This is a genomic window from Endozoicomonas sp. NE40 (assembly GCF_040549045.1).
Taxonomy (GTDB): Bacteria; Pseudomonadota; Gammaproteobacteria; order Pseudomonadales; family Endozoicomonadaceae; genus Endozoicomonas_A; species Endozoicomonas_A lisbonensis.
Genome location: NZ_JBEWTB010000002.1, coordinates 1263694 through 1280165 on the forward strand (window position 1 = coordinate 1263694; position 16472 = coordinate 1280165).

Sequence of the window (16472 nt, forward strand, 5' to 3'; positions counted from 1 at the left end):
TAGGAGAATTGATCGGCCGAAAGACCACAGGATACACGTTGAAGGTCTTAATTCGCCCCGACAGCGATGAATAATAGCAGTATCAATAAAAGCAGCATGTCGAGAATCAGGAGTCCAATGGGGTACCTAACAGCCGGAATCAATCATAAAACCGCCCCCGTTTCCCTCAGGGAGCAGGTTGCCTTCGCCCCTGAGCAGTTGCCTGAAGCACTGCACGATGCCTGTCGTTTCCTGAACACCCGGGAAGTGGCGATCCTTTCTACCTGCAATCGCACCGAGCTTTATCTGGGTAATCAGGTCAACCAGCAACAGGCACTGGACTGGCTGACCCGGTACCATAATCTTGACCACCAGCTTCTGCAGGATCACAGCTACATCTACAAAAATGAGTACGCCGTTCGCCATATTATGCGCGTTGCCTGTGGACTGGATTCCATGGTGCTGGGGGAACCGCAGATTCTGGGACAACTGAAAAGTGCTTTCGCCACCGCCCAGGAAGCTGGCACTGCCGGTTCCTGTCTGTCACGCCTGTTTCAGTTCAGCTTCACCAAAGCCAAACAGGTGCGAACCGAGACAGCCATCGGTCGTCAGCCAGTTTCTGTCGCCTATGCGGCCACCACGTTAGCCAGACAGATTTTCTCGGATCTGAGCCAGAACACCGCCCTGCTGATTGGTGCCGGTGAAACCATTGAACTGGTTGCCAAACACCTCCATCAACAGGGTCTTCGTGACATCATCGTGGTCAACCGGACCATGAGTCGCGCCCGCATGCTGTCAGACCAGTTTGATGGCCGCAGCGCCCTGCTGTCTGATATTCCCCATATACTGCCGGAAGCAGACATTATCATTGCTTCAACCGCCAGCCCGGTACCTGTCCTTGGCAAAGGTGTTGTTGAAAGAGCCCTGAAGCAGCGCAAGCATCGCCCTATGTTTATGGTGGACATTGCAGTACCGAGAGACATTGAGGAGGAGGTAGGCGAACTGGCCGACGTATACCTTTACACGGTGGACGATCTGCAGGGCGTTATAGAAGACAATATGCAGCAGCGCCAGGAGGCTGCACATGAAGCAGAACATATTGTTGAAGCAGGAACAGACGAATTTATGGCGCAATTGCGTTCGCTGGATGCCGTTTCGATACTGCGAGCATACCGCCTGCAGACCGAAAACATCAGGGATATGGAACTGGAAAGAGCCATTGCAGCCCTGAGTAACGGCACACCACCGGAACAGGTACTGACCCAGTTTGCCAGAATACTGACCAATAAACTGATGCATACTCCCAGTGTGCAGCTAAAAAAAGTAGCGTCCGAAGGTCTTCAGGAGCGGTTAGAATGGGCTGAAGATTTGCTGGGCATTGAGCAAAGATAAGCTCATACCTTTCGCCCGACGTCCGGATTTTAACCATCTCCGCCTTTACACAAACGACAAAGTATGCCTAATATCTTTTGCATAAGGGTAAAAGTCATGTCTGATACCTGAACACATAACGAACCCCGCCCTCTGCACAAAAACAACAACAAGGTTGCAGCCGCAATGACATTTTCAGATAAATACAAAGGTCGGTATGCCAGCTTTTTAATTGGCCTGGCATGGACTGTCGAAATTATTGCCGTTCTTATCGGGCTGACCATCGCCATCGTGGTGTCCATTTCCGCCAATGAGTCCTACAGTAATCAGGAAACCGCCAGTCTGCTGGGCAATAACGCATCCATACTGGTGGCAGGTCTGCCATTCCTCCTGGTAGCAGTGGTTGAACTTTGCAAAATACCACTGACGTTTGCCTTTATGGCAGTTAAGAACGTGTTCTGGCGTGGGCTGTTCCTGTTCTTTGTCGCCTTCCTGTGCCTCATCACTTTTGAAACCATGCTCAACGGTTTTGAGCGCAACTTTTCCAACCTTAATTACGCCATTGATACCCGCAAGAACAACATTGAAAACATAGATGCTGAGATTGAATTGCTGAATCGCCGCATGGAGCGTGTACAGGTGTTCACAGCAGATGACCTGGTCCAGGAAACGGACGCCATGCAGCTTGATATCGATGAGCAGTACCGTACCAGTGTTAACCGCATCAATGCTGAAACAGAAGCCGTGATCAGTGGCATCGATTATGGTTATCAGGAAACCCTGGATGCCGAAGTTCTTACTCTGATGGAGCGTCGCGATGGCTACTACGACAACTGGAACACTGAACGACAGCAGATCGAAGATCGATTTTCTGAACTGCTGCTGGGCAATCTTTCAGACAGTCGTAATGAACGCCAGCGCCTGCTGCAGGAACTGGAAGCTCTGAAACAGGAGATGAACCAGGCACTGGCTGGTGCCAACTTTTTCACCCGCACAACGATTGATAATAAATACCGGGGGCTGATTGCTGCCAAAAACCAGCAGATTGACCAGATAACTACCGGCTATCTGGGGGGCGACGCACTGACCAGGCAGGCCACCATGGAAGAACAGCTTAAGCAGCAGCTGGCTTTTGCCAACAGTAAGTACGAAGGGCGCATCGACGAAATCAACCAACGCATTGATGACAGAAAGCAGGCCATTATCGATCAGGACGATGCTAATGCCCGGCTGCAAAGCGATGTGCTGGCCAATGCTGACCAAAGTCGCGCCAACTTCCTGTCAATCAAGCTAAATCAGGAAGGCGAACTATCTGAATACAGCGAAGGAAAGCAGGCAGAGCTGGGCGCCATAACCGTTCAGGTTAACGAGATAGAAGACAAGGTTTTTCTACTGCAAAACGACCAGCGTAATGTTCAGGCTGAAATTAACCACATGATTAACCAGAACCAGATTTACCGACTGGCCATGTACGCTTTTGGCAAGGAGTCACCCACCGATGTTGACCGGAAAATGGTGGGGATTGTTGCCCTGGTCTGGTTTGGCTCTCTGGCACTGATCGCTTCCGTAACCGGCGTTATGCTTTGTCTGGCAGGTTTCTACCTGAAACGGGAACTGAGGCTGGCGGCTGAAACAGCCAAAGAAAAAACAGCTGCCAATCAACTTGCCATAGAAACGGTGAAAGCAGCAGCAGAAAACTCTCGGGAAAAGCAGCCTGAAGAACGAAAAACCAGAGAAACAGTTGAATACAGCTGATTCAGAAAAAGACAGGAGAAAGCTCTGCCTCTAATAGCTATCACCATTCATCTTCACTAAAGAGTTTGACGATAGCCTCTATGGAGTCAGAAGCGCTGGTTTCTTCATAGTTCGGGTTGACAGCCAGCTTGAGCGTCGACGGTGGTCCTCCGTACCAGCCTCCTTCCATCGGCGTTTGCCTGTTACTGGGCCAGACGACACCGACGATAAAATTATTAAAAATCGGGTGGGTAAAGTTTACGTCACATACTTTGTCGAGCAGGTGATTGTGAAAACCGTAGAGCGCAGACTGTGGAGCACCGGGAGCGGCAAAGCCTCTAAAAGAGCTTGCGTTAATCAGGTACACATAGCCAATACTGTCATAAAGAAACCAGCCAGCCACGTGCGAGCAAATGGTGGTTGAGACACCGGCCCCTCCCTTATGAAACCGAGCCGAACCGGAGGAAGCGTGAACCAAACGACTCACCCGATCCGCTCCACCAACCCTAGGCGTGAACATCAAGCCCTGTTCAAAAACGACCTCGGGGGGCTGCACACTAGCCGAAAAAACATAGCCCGAAAAATATTTCTGCGCACCGATACTCTGCGAACTGGTACCGGCGTCTATAAGGTTAGCGCCCTTGAGCAGGGTAGTATCATGGATTTTACTGCTGTCGGTTAAGGTGACATAATTCTCATACACATTACATCTGCCTCTTTCCAAAAAGTCATCTGAAGGCGAACGTTAAGAATAGCCCTTTATTGCCTGACTCTTACTGCTTTCTGGTCACTTTAAGAAGATCACCCTGATCAGTCAGCAGATAAATCGCCCCCTCGCTGTCCACTTCAATATGGCGCAAACGCTGCTCCAGATCAGTTAACAGCGATTCCTGTCCTGTCACCTGACTGCCTTCCATCTTAACCCGGCGCAACTCTCTTGATTTCAGAGTCGTTGCCAGCAGGTCACCCTCCAGCTCTGGAAACATAGCGCCGCGGTAAACCAGCAGCGACGAGGGCGCAATAGACGGCGTCCAGTCTACAAACGGCTGCTCCATTCCCGGATACTCCTTGTAAGGTGTGATGGTGGCACCGGAGTAATCCCTGCCATAAGTGATAACAGGCCAGCCATAGTTTTTACCCGGCTCAATGATATTGATTTCATCCCCCCCTTTAGGGCCATGTTCATGAGAAAACACCTGCTGCCGGCGGGAATCATAGACCAGCCCCTGAGGGTTTCTGTGACCAAGCGACCAGATGGCAGGGTGCGCCCCTTCCTCTGTAAAAAACGGGTTACTGTCCGGAATAGAACCATCGTCGTTCAGCCGCACAATTTTACCGAGCAGACTCGACTTTTTCTGGGCGCTTTCCCGAAAGTTAAAGCCATCTCCTGTCGTCAACAAAAGTGTCTTGTCCGGCAGAAAGGCTATACGCCCCGCATAGTGTACAGGCGTGTTTTTAGCGGGCGTCACAGTGAACAACACCTGTTGTTCAATCAGCGTTAAACCCTGCAACCTGGCACGCATCAGGCGCAGAGCGTTAGCGTCCTTGCTGCCATGGGCATAACTCAGATAGAGCCAGCCATTCTGTTCATAATCGGGGTGTAGTTTGATGTCCAGCAATCCACCCTGTCCGCGATAAAATACATCAGGCACACCTTTGATGGGCTCTGATACCTGCCCTGCCTTTATCTGTCGTAACTGACCGCTGCGCTCTGTTACCAGCAGGCTTTTTTCAGGCAATCTATTATCCACCAAACCCTGATCCGGCAGAAATACCATTGACCAGGGCGCATCAAGTCCACTCGCCAGCGTTGACACCTGATAAGGCAAACCCGGCACCACCGGGCTGACACTGGCATTTGCAGACATCATAACCAGATACACCAAAGCCATGATGTAGACGAGAATCCATTTAACTGACCATTTACCCATGATCATGTACCTCCTCCTTCCGGTTTCTTTATCGCAACAAACACCACCCCTCCCAGGGCTCCGGCAAGGCACTGACAGACCAGCCCTGTGGTACTTCTCGCCCCGGCGATCAAACTGATCTCCATCAGTGGATACATGGCTGCAAAAATCGTGAGCATGGTGACAAAACCGGCCAGGGGGAAAATCCACAGACCTGTCTGCAGCTTTCTTCTGACCCAGCCAGCAAACCCGAAGGCTGGCAATAAGCCAATGGCAATAACAGTGCCATACCCCGGCAACAAACCGATCAGGTCCTCAATGGTGGTATAAAAACGTGAAGTGATAGAAATTGAGATGCCGATCTGTTCAAGATCAGCTATTACAAACTGGCTATGGGCAATACTGCCAGCGACAAAGGTCACCAACACTGCCGGTAGCCATGCTGACAGGTATTCCTTCATAAGCTTTTTTCTTTATTCTGTTTTACTTCGAAAATACCGCTGCCTGTTCATGGTCGTCTTCAACATTTTCACAAGTATTAGACTGCGGCAAACTGCAAATGTCCATCCCAAAAACATATAAACGACAGTATAAATCTGATGCTACAGTCAATTATTTCTGATGTTCTGCTACTTTCTGTATTAATAGATTTTCCAACAGTTTTCACTAGACTTTAATGTGCTATATCGAATTAAAAGGAGTACAACGTCATGAACTCTTATTTTAAAGACGATAGCCATTTCAGAAAGTCATTGGAATGCCCTCCGTGTTTTAATGTTGCCTGCGTAGCTGTGGCGATTAGCCCTAAGCAGGAGGTTGCCTTAAGAAACAGTAGCGATCCGAATAAAACGACACTACTTTTTACCCGATCCGAATGGAGTGTATTTATCAAGGGTGTTAAAAACGGAGAATTCGACCTTAGCTAAAATTGGGTTGCTTGCTTACCCGGCACTCATCACAGCGTCACTTTTTAGGAACCATGACACCTAAAGCGAGTCGCTCTCAGCATATTACAGTGCTGCAAAGAGTTCAGGCAAAGCCCCGAGAAGTTTCTGGCAAACACCGGTTGGGACATGACTGTTACTCCAGTAAGCAATCACCGGAACACTGACTACCGCAGACGTGTAATTCAGGATCACCAGCCTGCCCTCACTGATCTCCTCACTGATGTCATTCATGGGAGCAGGACACCAGCCAATGCCCTGCCGGACCAGATACAGGCCGGTTTCATAGTCTGGCACCTCTGTATAAGCCCGGGCATCAAAAAACTCCCTCATACCTGCAATTAAAATCCCTCTGTGAGTCAACAGATCCGTGTCAGTCACCTCATGAACCCCTGCCAGTGGATGCTCCGAGCTACAGCAAAAGGCAAACTCGCACATGCCCAGCTGTTTGGAGGAGAAATTACTCAAACTCTGTACTTTAGGAGCTGAGACCACCCCCAGATGCACTTCAGCATTGGCAAGACATTCATTCAGCTGACTGGTTGTCATCTGACGAATCGTCAGTTCGTGTTCTGGAAAAAAATGGCAGAAGTGCGCCACCATCGCTTTCCGGTAAGCCACCGGCAAAAAGAAATCGAAACCAACCACAAGACTGGCATCCGCCCGTTTAAGGGATTCAACAGCATTGTGCAGGTTAACCGTGTCACTCAGAACCTGCCGACAATAAGGCAGCAGTTTCTTTCCGTCCTCGGTCAATGTGGGTCGATAGGATGTTCGGTCCATCAGTTCCAGCCCCCACTCCGCTTCCAGGTCCGACACCCAGGCACTGATTTGTGACCGGGACCTGTGTAGCCGCCGGGCAGCAGCAGAAATTGAGCCGGTTTCATGCACCGCTACAAACGCTGAAATAGAAGCATACTTCATGGAACAATCCACTGAACTGGATTTAAGATCGTCAAGATTAGCGTCAAATGGGTATGGAAAGTGTAAACCCCTGTGTCAGGGTGAGTAAAAAAACGTCTGCTTCATTCCAGTGAGTAAATATTTTTTCTTTTAAATCAAAGAGTTATAAACAGTGTCGCAACTTTCAGACACTTCCTGATCTATCAGAATAAACCGCGAATCACGACAATACACCCATCTTCAATGACAGAGGCAATGCCAACCAGGGCTGTAGCCCTCGCCTTTGTTCGAATCATAAGGAGTTCATTATGAAAAAGCTGACCACTGCTGCAATGATCGCTGCTCTGGGTGTATCCGCCAACGTTATGGCTGCTGACTGGTTTGTTGGTGGTAGCGTTGGTGCCGGTTTTAACGATCAGTCCGTTTCCGGCACCAATATCAAAAAAGCTGACGGGCCTGTACGTTACGGCGTTCAGGTAGGTGCCTATCTGAACGACAACATGCGTGTTTACGGCTCTTACAACACCGGTAAAGACGATGCTAAGAGCGGCGGTGTAAAAACAGAAATGACCCAGGAACAGTTCCTGCTGTCTGCTGACTACCTGTTTGGCACTGGCGACCTGAAGCCCTTTGCAGGTCTGACCATCGGTCACGACAACACCGAGTTCAAGGTGAGTGGTGCAAACGGCTTCAAGAAAGACCAGGGTAAAGTTGCCATGGGTGGTCAGGTAGGTGCTGTTTATGCCATGGGTAACTTTGACCTGGAAGCTGGCTACCGCCATCTGTGGCACGACACCAAGATCAAAGCGAATGGTTCCACTTTGAAAAACAGCAGTGACGGCAACCTTTACGCCTCCGTGTCTTACCGCTTTTGATACGCAATCTTAATGCTGTGTGACTTGGCGACCCCTGAACGGGTCGCCTTTTTTTTGCTTTCCCCAAAATCGTCAAAATCTCCGCCCCCGTCCGATTCCTGATACACTACGCCCACCCTGTTATTCCCCCGGCACCCGACAAAACATCCGGTGCTGAAGTGACTGAGAACACACTTTGACAATGAAAGACTCTACCTTTGTCAGCCTGAGCAGCAACCTGACAATCAAACTCGACAACCTGCTGGACCGCTATGAAGAGATTGCTGCACTGCTGAGCGATCCGGAAGTGATTGGCGATCAGGATAAATTTCGCAAACTGTCCAAAGAATACGCCGAACTGGAACCTGTGGTTCAGGCTTATCAGGAATACCGTCAGGTCATTGAAAACATGGAAGAAGCCCGGGCCATGACCGAAGAGGATGACCCTGAAATGGCGGAAATGGCAGAAGAAGAACTGCGCGAAGGCAGAGAACAACTGCCCGGCCTGGAGCAAAATCTCCAACTGCTGCTGCTGCCAAAAGATCCCCGTGACGCTTCCAATACCTTCCTGGAAATCCGTGCCGGTACCGGTGGTGACGAAGCCGCTATTTTTGCCGGCGACCTGTTCCGCATGTACTCCCGCTATGCCGAGAAGCGGGGCTGGAAAATCGAAATTATCAGTGCCAACGATGGCGAACACGGTGGTTACCGTGAAATTATCACCCGCATTGTCGGCAATGCCGTTTACGGGCGACTGAAGTTTGAATCCGGCGCTCACCGTGTTCAGCGTGTTCCGGAAACGGAGTCCCAGGGGCGCATCCACACCTCTGCCTGTACGGTGGCCATTATGCCTGAGCCGGACGAACAGGAAGCCATTGAGATCAAAAAGGAAGACCTTCGGGTAGACACCTTCCGCTCCTCCGGTGCCGGTGGTCAGCACGTTAACACCACCGACTCGGCGATTCGTCTGACTCACCTGCCAACCGGCATTGTGGTGGAATGTCAGGACGAACGTTCCCAGCACAAAAACCGCGCCAAGGCGATGGCACTGCTGTCGGCCAAACTGCAAACCGCACAGGACGAGGCAGCCGCCAAAGAGATCAGCGATGCCCGTAAAAGCCTGGTAGGCAGCGGTGACCGTTCCGAGCGCATCCGTACCTACAACTATCCTCAGGGGCGGGTTACCGATCACCGCATCAACCTGACTCTGTACAAACTGTCTGAAATTATCGAAGGCGACCTCGACCCGGTGGTTGAACCGCTGTTACAGGAGCACCAGGCAGAATTGCTGACAGGTCTGTCCAATGATTGATTGCCGGATTGATCGACTGCTGAGCTGGGCAACAGAGCTTCTGACAGACAGTGAAACAGCTCGCCTGGACGCTGAAGTTCTGCTGTGCCATATCCTCCAGAAAGACCGAAGCTTTCTGTTTACCTGGCCAGAACATGAACTGAGCGAGCAACAGCTGTCTGATTTCAAACAGCTGGTTGTACAGCGTCAAAAAGGGACTCCCGTCGCCTACCTGACCGGCGAGCGCGATTTCTGGACGCTGAAGCTGGCGGTTTCACCGGCCACCCTGATTCCCCGTCCTGACACAGAACTTCTGGTTGAACAGGCACTGGCAAAAGAACTGCCGGAAAATGCTACTGTCGCAGACCTGGGTACAGGCACCGGCGCTATTGCGCTGGCTATGGCTAGTGAACAAAGACAGTGGACAGTGGTCGGAGTTGATAAGTTTAAGGACGCAGTAAAGCTGGCTGAACAGAATGCCCGGAACAATAGCATTAACAATGTGACGTTCTATCAGGGCAGCTGGTGTGAAGCGCTTCCAGACGACAATTACCATATGATCGTCAGCAATCCGCCTTATATCTGCAGTGATGACAAACATCTGAGCCAGGGCGATGTTCGCTTTGAACCCGAAACAGCCCTGGCATCGGGTGCTGATGGTTTAGACGACATTCGCATTATCATTCAGCAAGCCGTTTCCAAACTGCAAAATGGTGGCTGGCTGTTGTTGGAACATGGCTATCATCAGGCTGAATCAATACAGCAACTGATGCGCCATGCTGGATTCAGCAGGGTGTCAACGGTTCAGGACTTGTCTGGGCACGACCGTGTAACGCAGGGGCAACTCTTCTTCTGACAGCTCTTTTCAGACAGCTCTTTCTGATAACAATGAACGCCTGATGAGATTTTTCGAGCAAACCTGTTAAGTATTTTTACTAACAAACTGCTTCCGATCAGGCGTTCCCGGTCTTATAATCCTTCCTGTAGACATCTTTTTGATTGGCCACTTTATAAACGGCAGTTAAGGACTTATGTACTCTGCTCTTTGTTTTTCAGAGAACCCTGCTACTGCGCCCAAGGCTCACCTCGAGTGTTTAACCAAAAAGCTGTTGTAAATTTACCCATGTAAACCTGCATTCTCGGTATGACCTGCCTGTCAAAACAACGTCATACTTAAAGAACAAAAACGGGAGTCGCAATGCATTTACGACGGCTACACCACTTTTTACGACAGGATTACGCTGTTGGCGTTCTACTGATTGTTGCGGCTATTCTTGCCAAAATTGCTGTTAACTCGCCTCTGGCTGACTATTACGACCTGCTTCTGCAGCTACCGGTTAACTTCAGCGTTGGCCCACTGGAAATTAACAAACCTCTGCTACTCTGGATCAATGATGGCCTGATGGCTGTATTCTTTCTGCTGATTGGTCTGGAAGTAAAATATGAAATTCTCAGAGGTGACCTGAGTACTCCGGCACAAATCGCACTGCCCGGCGTTGCTGCCATTGGCGGCATGGTCGTTCCCGCCCTGGTCTACATTTTTTTTAATTATAAAGACCCACTCGCCATGCAGGGCTGGGCTATTCCTGCCGCCACGGATATTGCTTTTGCTGTAGGCATTCTGGCACTTCTGGGAAAACAGGTACCTACCTCGCTGAAAACATTCCTGCTGGCGCTGGCTATTTTTGACGACCTGGGTGCCATCGTCATCATTGCCCTGTTTTACACGTCAGAAATGTCTGTTGCCTCCATGATCCTGGGCTCCATTTTCCTTGCCACCCTGGTCACCATGAACCGTCTGAACGTGGCGAAAACCGGCCCCTATCTGTTTGTTGGCGCACTACTCTGGATATGCGTACTGAAATCCGGAGTACATGCCACTCTGGCTGGCGTACTGCTGGCTTTCACCATACCGTTAAACCTCAGGGACAGAAAAGGCCGCTCTCCACTAAAAGCGCTGCAACACAAACTGCACAGCAGGGTGAACTATGTCATCCTGCCTATTTTCGCCTTTGCCAACGCAGGCATTGAGTTAAGCCTGTCGCAGCTTCAGTCACTCTTTTCACCCATTCCACTGGGGATCATGATGGGACTGTTTGTGGGTAAGCAAGTGGGTGTATTCACCTTCTGCTATGTAGCTATCAAAGCTGGAATTGCCAAAATGCCACCCGGAGCCAACTGGGCTCAGCTCTATGGCTTGTCAATTCTTTGCGGTATCGGTTTTACCATGAGCCTGTTTATTGGCTCCCTCGCTTTCGAAGAGTTGGGTATTGCCTATCTGGCAACCGATCGCATTGGCATTCTTGCCGGGTCATTCCTGTCAGCTGTTGTTGGATATTATGTTCTGAAACGCAGCTCTCAGTCTGGGGAACACTCAACCTCCAAAGCATCTTCTCCCCCCTCTACACCCTCTACCCCGGAGGCTCAATAGAAGGGGCGGCTTAATTTCGTTATAATCGCGATTCTTCAGGCCCTTCTAGAAATGGTGTGGATGGATGGAAGCAAAGGCAGCTTTACTGGTCAATCTGGGCTCACCGGACAGTCCGACAGAAGAGGATGTTCGTCGCTATCTGGACGAGTTCCTGATGGACAAAAATGTAATCGACCTGCCCTGGCCGCTACGGCGACTGATTGTCAGCCTGTTTGTACTACCGAAAAGACCGGCACAATCGGCTGAAGCATACTCCTCCGTATGGACAGACGAAGGGTCGCCACTGATCAACATCAGCTACCGGCTACTGGAGCAGGTTCGCCAACATACCGATATGCCGGTTGAACTGGCTATGCGCTATGGCCGTCCTGACATGGAAAGCGCCATCGTCAAACTGGCAAGCAAGCCTGAAATAAAAGAACTGCTGCTGTTCCCCCTTTATCCACACTACGCCATGTCAACGGTCAAAACCGTTATTGATAAAGCTCAGGCCATTATTTCAGACAACCAGTTACCCATTTCGCTCAATATCCATCCGGTGTTTTATGACCATGATGATTATATTGATGCACTGGTCAACATTGCCCGGCCCTGGCTGGAAAAAGACTATGACCACCTGATATTCAGTTATCATGGGGTGCCTGAACGACACATCACCAAAGATGACCCAACCGGCAGTCACTGCCTGAAATCAGGCGACTGCTGTCATAAGCCTTCTTTTGCCCACCACACCTGTTACCGACATCAGGTTTACCGAACCTCTGCCAGCTTTGTGGAAAAAGCCGGTATCCCTGTGGATAAATACAGCGTGGCATTTCAATCGAAAATAGGCCGTGACAAATGGCTGGAGCCGTCCACACTGGACACCATCAGACAACAGGCAGAACAGGGCGCAAAAAAGCTGCTGGTCATCTGTCCGGCTTTTGTTTCAGACTGTCTGGAAACGCTGGAAGAGATTGCCGTGGAAGCCAGGGAAGCGTTTATTAAAGCCGGGGGTGAATCCCTTGAACTGATTCCCTGCCTGAATGATAACCCGGAGTGGGCAAGGCTCCTGAGCAGCTGGCTGGAGCAGCCTCTCAAGGCCTGACGCTATAGGGACCAGCCTGCTACAGGGTTTTCATAAAATCCTGTAGCTTTTGATCCGCAAACAAACGCTCCAGCACATCGCTCAATACCTGGTTCACCAACTCCTCATTTTTTTTGTCCGAAGGAGCCTTGGGAACCCGTTCCAGGATATCGGCACTGTAAGAGCCTTCAAAACGCTTGCCAGCGTGCATGACTGCGACCCGGATTTTTGCTTTGACTTCAACCTGCGTTACATAGCTGCCCTCAGGAACTCTGTATTCCAGCGAATCCAGATACACCTGAAACTGCGGTGCATTGCCGGACGCTACCACAGAGGCTCCCATCTCCCTCAGCCCCCGTTCAACCGCAGAGCGCAGTGCCAGAGGCAGATTATCTCTGGCGGTAATCACATTAGTGTCGTATACACCGCCACGATGACCAATAACGGGAGTCAGGCGCTCATCGAAAACCGTCACCGATACGCTTGAACTGAGAGTACCCCTGGTCGACTCTGCCACAGTGACAGAAGGGTTAACTTTTACAGCCTGAGGGCTCATGGCACAGCCGCCAAGCGTCAGCAACACCCCCAGACCCGTCATAGGCAACAGTTTTTGCCAGCGTGATTTTGTTATCGTCATTGAACTGCATCCTTAGTTTTTACTCAGCTACTCTCAATTTGCTTCTGTAGTCTCCATTGTTCACAACCGCTTGGCAAATCCAACAGATGGATATATAGTGCCAAAAAGAGAAGTAAAAATACCTACAACACGAACCAACAAGATGAACTCTGCAAGCACAGTCAATACAGGTATAGCCAATCAGCCGGTCAGCCGGTCGACCTGTACTTATTCCACTACACGCTCCATCACTTTTTCTATAGAGAACATCAAGAACCTGTTCCTGCCTTCCCGCATGCTTCTGCTACTGCCCTGAGCAGTATATCTATTTTCACCTTCGACCCAGATCCATTACGAACCGTTAACATTGAACGGGTCACTTAAATACCGGATCAGGCATAAAAAAACATTCTTTTACGTATATGGCTAACGCCGGTTAAAAGGTCGCCAGGATCACGGTTAAAAACAAATTACTAACTATTCCCAAAAAAACCAAGGACTGCATTATGGACAATGAACAGGTGATTATTTTTGACACCACTCTGAGAGATGGTGAGCAAAGCCCCGGCGCATCAATGACCAAAGATGAGAAACTGCGCATCGCCAAAACACTGGAAATGCTGAAAGTGGACGTGATTGAAGCGGGCTTTGCCATGGCCAGCCCCGGCGACTTTGATGCTGTCAAAAGCATTGCCAAAACCATTAAAGACAGCGCCGTCTGCAGCCTGTCGCGGGCTCTGGAAAAAGATATTGACCGGGCAGCAGAAGCCTTGAAACCTGCAGATCGGGGGCGTATTCATACGTTTATTGCCACATCTCCCATCCACATGCAGCACAAACTGCGCATGACTCCGGGGCAGGTTCTTGAACAGGCCGTCTTTGCCGTCAGACATGCCCGCAACCTGATTGATGACGTGGAGTTTTCCTGTGAAGACGCAGGTCGTTCAGAGCTGGACTTTCTGTGTCGTATTATTGAAGCAGCCATTGATGCCGGAGCGTCGACCATCAACATTCCGGATACCGTCGGTTATGCGGTACCCCATCAGTTTGGTCACACCATTGCTCAGCTGATCGAGCGCATTCCCAATGCTGACAAGGCTGTCTTCTCGGTTCACTGCCATAACGATCTGGGGCTGGCTGTTGCCAACTCCCTGTCTGCTGTGGTCAATGGTGCGCGTCAGGTAGAATGTACCATCAACGGTCTGGGCGAACGGGCGGGTAACGCTTCCCTTGAAGAAATTGTTATGGCGATCAGGACCCGTAAAGATGAGCTGAATGTGACGACGGGCATCAATACCGCTCAAATCGTACCCGCCTCGCGACTGGTTTCCGGTATTACCGGCTTTCCGATTCAGCCCAACAAAGCCATTGTGGGTGCCAACGCGTTTGCCCACGAGTCCGGTATTCATCAGGATGGTATGCTGAAGCATCGTGAAACCTATGAAATCATGAAGGCAGAAGACGTAGGCTGGCACGCCAACCGCCTGACGCTGGGGAAACTGTCTGGCAGAAATGCATTTAAGACGCGAATGTCAGAACTGGGCATCACATTTGCTGATCAGGAAGAGTTGAACGAAGCATTTGCCCGCTTCAAAGTGCTGGCAGACAAAAAATCAGACATTTTTGACGACGACCTGCAAGCATTAGTGAGTGACGTTCGCAACACCACCCCCCGGGAAAAATACCAGCTGGTTGACCTGCAGGCCTATTCCAGAATGGGAACCATGCCGGAAGCGAAGCTGGTTATCAACATTGATGGTGAGGCAACAGAAGTGCGCAGCCAGGGAGATGGCCCCGTAGACGCCATTTTCAAAGCCATTGAAACAATTGCTAATTCACGCGCCCGTCTGGCATTGTATAATGTCAGCGCAATTACCAGTGGTACCGATTCTCAGGGCGACGTCAGTGTTCGCCTGGAGAGGGAAGGTCGCATTGTGAATGGCTCTGGCGCAGACACTGACATTGTCATTGCTTCTGCCAAGGCTTATATCAATGCGCTTAACCTGCTGGAATCGGATCACAGCAAAACCAATCCACAAACAGGAAATGTCTGACCGTTAATGACTGGCAGGATTACAGAACAGAGTCGACAGGACTATCTGGATGCGATGGGAATACAGACGTGGTTCCCTCGCACCGTCCTGCCTAACGCCCTGGCTCATCGCGACTTCGATTTTCCGGAAGCGGTCACGGAGCCGGAAGAGTCTCAGGAGCTTACCGCCCGGGAAGCTATGCTGGCACTGGGTTTACCGGAGCATCTGGAGCAGCCGGAACCCGTTCCGGAGCCACCTGCCCGCCCGACTCTGGTGACGACTCCGGCAAAGCAACCAGAAAAGCGGGCGTCAAAAGCGCCTGCAACGGTTAAAAAGGACAAACCGGCACCAGCCACCAGCAAATTCCGTCTGGTGACCCTGGCACCCAATGACGAGTGCCTGGTGATTGCAGAAATGCCGCATTCGGGTCTGAACCAGTTCACACGCTTCCATATGCGGCTGCTAAACGACATTTTACGTGCGATCAGGCACACCTCACAACCAGACCTGCCCATGAGCGAATTTGTCTGGCCTCTGGGTAATGTCGGTTTGATTGGACAGATGGACCAGGACGACCATGCTGCCACTGACGCTGTCTGCGCCTACCTGAGCAACCAGTTCGGGCTGGCACGTCGTAAACTGGTGTTGCTCTTTGGTCCGGCTGCCGCCCGTTTTGTTATAGACCCTGAGCGCAGTTTCGAAGAACTGCGAGGCGTCCAGCCCGGCATGCATTCCGATCAGCGTTTTGCTGTCAGCCACGGACTGAACGAACTCATGAAACTGCCCAACCTGAAGGCTGAAGCCTGGAAAGACCTGAAGCCTCTGCTGACTGGCCAGCCATCATTGCCAAAGCCTTCCACTGAAGAGAATTGATACCGCACAGTATGCTGTCCTTTCGTGATATGACACTGCAGGATCTCCCCTGCGTTACCCGGTTGGAAACTGAAGCCAGCGAACACCCCTGGAAAGCCCGTCACTTTGAAGACAGTCTGGGCAAAGCCGGATATATCTGCTGCATTGCCAGTCTCAATGACCAGCACATCGGACACGGTGTGTTAATGACCGTTGCCGATGAGGCGCACCTGCTGATCATAACGATCAGCAAAGCCTGTCAGGGCAAAGGCTATGGCAGACAGTTGCTGCAATACCTGGTTGAACAGGCTCGCCAGCACGCCAATACACTGTTTCTGGAAGTCAGGGAGTCCAATGTGCCGGCGTTTAATCTGTACCTGAATGAAGGACTGAGCGAGATTGGCCGACGCAAAAACTACTACCCGGCAACGGGGCTTCACCCATCGGAAGACGCTATTGTTATGGCGCTGGACCTGAGTGTTTAACTT

17 protein-coding genes are annotated in these 16472 nt (G+C 50.8%); 12 read left to right on the top strand and 5 right to left on the bottom strand.

Annotated features, from left to right (window positions below; genetic code table 11):
• Positions 1-117 precede the first annotated feature (117 nt).
• On the top strand, positions 118-1371 hold the full coding sequence (gene hemA / locus V5J35_RS06585) for a glutamyl-tRNA reductase (protein ID WP_354010483.1): 1254 nt from the start codon (positions 118-120) through the stop codon (positions 1369-1371).
• A 165-nt stretch (positions 1372-1536) separates the two neighbouring features.
• Positions 1537-3105, top strand: coding sequence for a hypothetical protein (locus V5J35_RS06590; RefSeq protein WP_354010484.1), 1569 nt, complete (start codon positions 1537-1539; stop codon positions 3103-3105).
• A 40-nt stretch (positions 3106-3145) separates the two neighbouring features.
• Here the strand turns inward: V5J35_RS06590 and V5J35_RS06595 are convergent, their stop codons facing one another.
• The 3 genes from V5J35_RS06595 to V5J35_RS06605 all read right to left on the bottom strand — a co-directional run bounded on the left by V5J35_RS06595 (position 3146) and on the right by V5J35_RS06605 (position 5455).
• Positions 3146-3787: a hypothetical protein gene (locus V5J35_RS06595; RefSeq protein WP_354010485.1), complete on the bottom strand. Its 642-nt coding sequence runs from the start codon at positions 3785-3787 to the stop codon at positions 3146-3148.
• Positions 3788-3857: 70 nt separating this feature from the next.
• Positions 3858-5015: a PQQ-dependent sugar dehydrogenase gene (locus tag V5J35_RS06600; RefSeq protein ID WP_354016294.1), complete on the bottom strand. Its 1158-nt coding sequence runs from the start codon at positions 5013-5015 to the stop codon at positions 3858-3860.
• A gap of 2 nt (positions 5016-5017) precedes the next feature.
• Positions 5018-5455: a hypothetical protein gene (locus tag V5J35_RS06605; protein ID WP_354010487.1), complete on the bottom strand. Its 438-nt coding sequence runs from the start codon at positions 5453-5455 to the stop codon at positions 5018-5020.
• Between the two features lie 249 nt (positions 5456-5704).
• Here V5J35_RS06605 and V5J35_RS06610 point away from each other — a divergent pair, with 249 nt between their 5' ends.
• Positions 5705-5920: a DUF397 domain-containing protein gene (locus V5J35_RS06610; protein WP_354010488.1), complete on the top strand. Its 216-nt coding sequence runs from the start codon at positions 5705-5707 to the stop codon at positions 5918-5920.
• Positions 5921-6004: 84 nt separating this feature from the next.
• Here the strand turns inward: V5J35_RS06610 and V5J35_RS06615 are convergent, their stop codons facing one another.
• Positions 6005-6862, bottom strand: a complete 858-nt coding sequence (locus tag V5J35_RS06615; protein WP_354010489.1) for a LysR family transcriptional regulator — start codon at positions 6860-6862, stop codon at positions 6005-6007.
• 287 nt (positions 6863-7149) lie between these two features.
• On the opposite strand from V5J35_RS06615, the gene V5J35_RS06620 reads away from it, so the two are divergent.
• From V5J35_RS06620 to hemH, 5 genes are all read left to right on the top strand, one after another.
• Complete coding sequence (locus V5J35_RS06620) at positions 7150-7716, top strand: porin family protein (RefSeq protein WP_354010490.1); 567 nt, start codon at positions 7150-7152, stop codon at positions 7714-7716.
• Between the two features lie 205 nt (positions 7717-7921).
• Entirely contained in the window at positions 7922-9007 is a 1086-nt protein-coding gene (gene prfA / locus V5J35_RS06625; protein WP_354011374.1) for a peptide chain release factor 1, read from the top strand.
• Entirely contained in the window at positions 9000-9842 is an 843-nt protein-coding gene (gene prmC / locus V5J35_RS06630; RefSeq protein WP_354010491.1) for a peptide chain release factor N(5)-glutamine methyltransferase, read from the top strand. The genes prfA and prmC overlap by 8 nt, the downstream gene beginning before the upstream one ends.
• A 342-nt stretch (positions 9843-10184) precedes the next feature.
• A complete protein-coding gene (nhaA, locus tag V5J35_RS06635; RefSeq protein WP_354010492.1) occupies positions 10185-11417 on the top strand; it encodes a Na+/H+ antiporter NhaA in 1233 nt (410 codons plus the stop codon).
• A gap of 64 nt (positions 11418-11481) precedes the next feature.
• Complete coding sequence (gene hemH / locus V5J35_RS06640; protein ID WP_354010493.1) at positions 11482-12504, top strand: ferrochelatase; 1023 nt, start codon at positions 11482-11484, stop codon at positions 12502-12504.
• A 19-nt stretch (positions 12505-12523) separates the two neighbouring features.
• On the opposite strand, the gene V5J35_RS06645 is transcribed toward hemH, so the two are convergent.
• On the bottom strand, positions 12524-13120 hold the full coding sequence (locus V5J35_RS06645; RefSeq protein WP_354010494.1) for a YajG family lipoprotein: 597 nt from the start codon (positions 13118-13120) through the stop codon (positions 12524-12526).
• Between the two features lie 97 nt (positions 13121-13217).
• On the opposite strand from V5J35_RS06645, the gene V5J35_RS06650 reads away from it, so the two are divergent.
• The 4 genes from V5J35_RS06650 (at position 13218) to rimI (ending at position 16469) form a co-directional block, all read left to right on the top strand.
• On the top strand, positions 13218-13415 hold the full coding sequence (locus tag V5J35_RS06650; protein ID WP_354010495.1) for a hypothetical protein: 198 nt from the start codon (positions 13218-13220) through the stop codon (positions 13413-13415).
• A gap of 190 nt (positions 13416-13605) precedes the next feature.
• Positions 13606-15153: a 2-isopropylmalate synthase gene (locus V5J35_RS06655; RefSeq protein WP_354010496.1), complete on the top strand. Its 1548-nt coding sequence runs from the start codon at positions 13606-13608 to the stop codon at positions 15151-15153.
• Positions 15154-15159: 6 nt separating this feature from the next.
• Positions 15160-16005: a uracil-DNA glycosylase family protein gene (locus V5J35_RS06660; RefSeq protein WP_354010497.1), complete on the top strand. Its 846-nt coding sequence runs from the start codon at positions 15160-15162 to the stop codon at positions 16003-16005.
• 11 nt (positions 16006-16016) lie between these two features.
• Positions 16017-16469 (top strand): ribosomal protein S18-alanine N-acetyltransferase, encoded by a 453-nt coding sequence (rimI, locus tag V5J35_RS06665; protein ID WP_354010498.1) that lies wholly within the window; start codon positions 16017-16019, stop codon positions 16467-16469.
• Positions 16470-16472 lie beyond the last annotated feature (3 nt).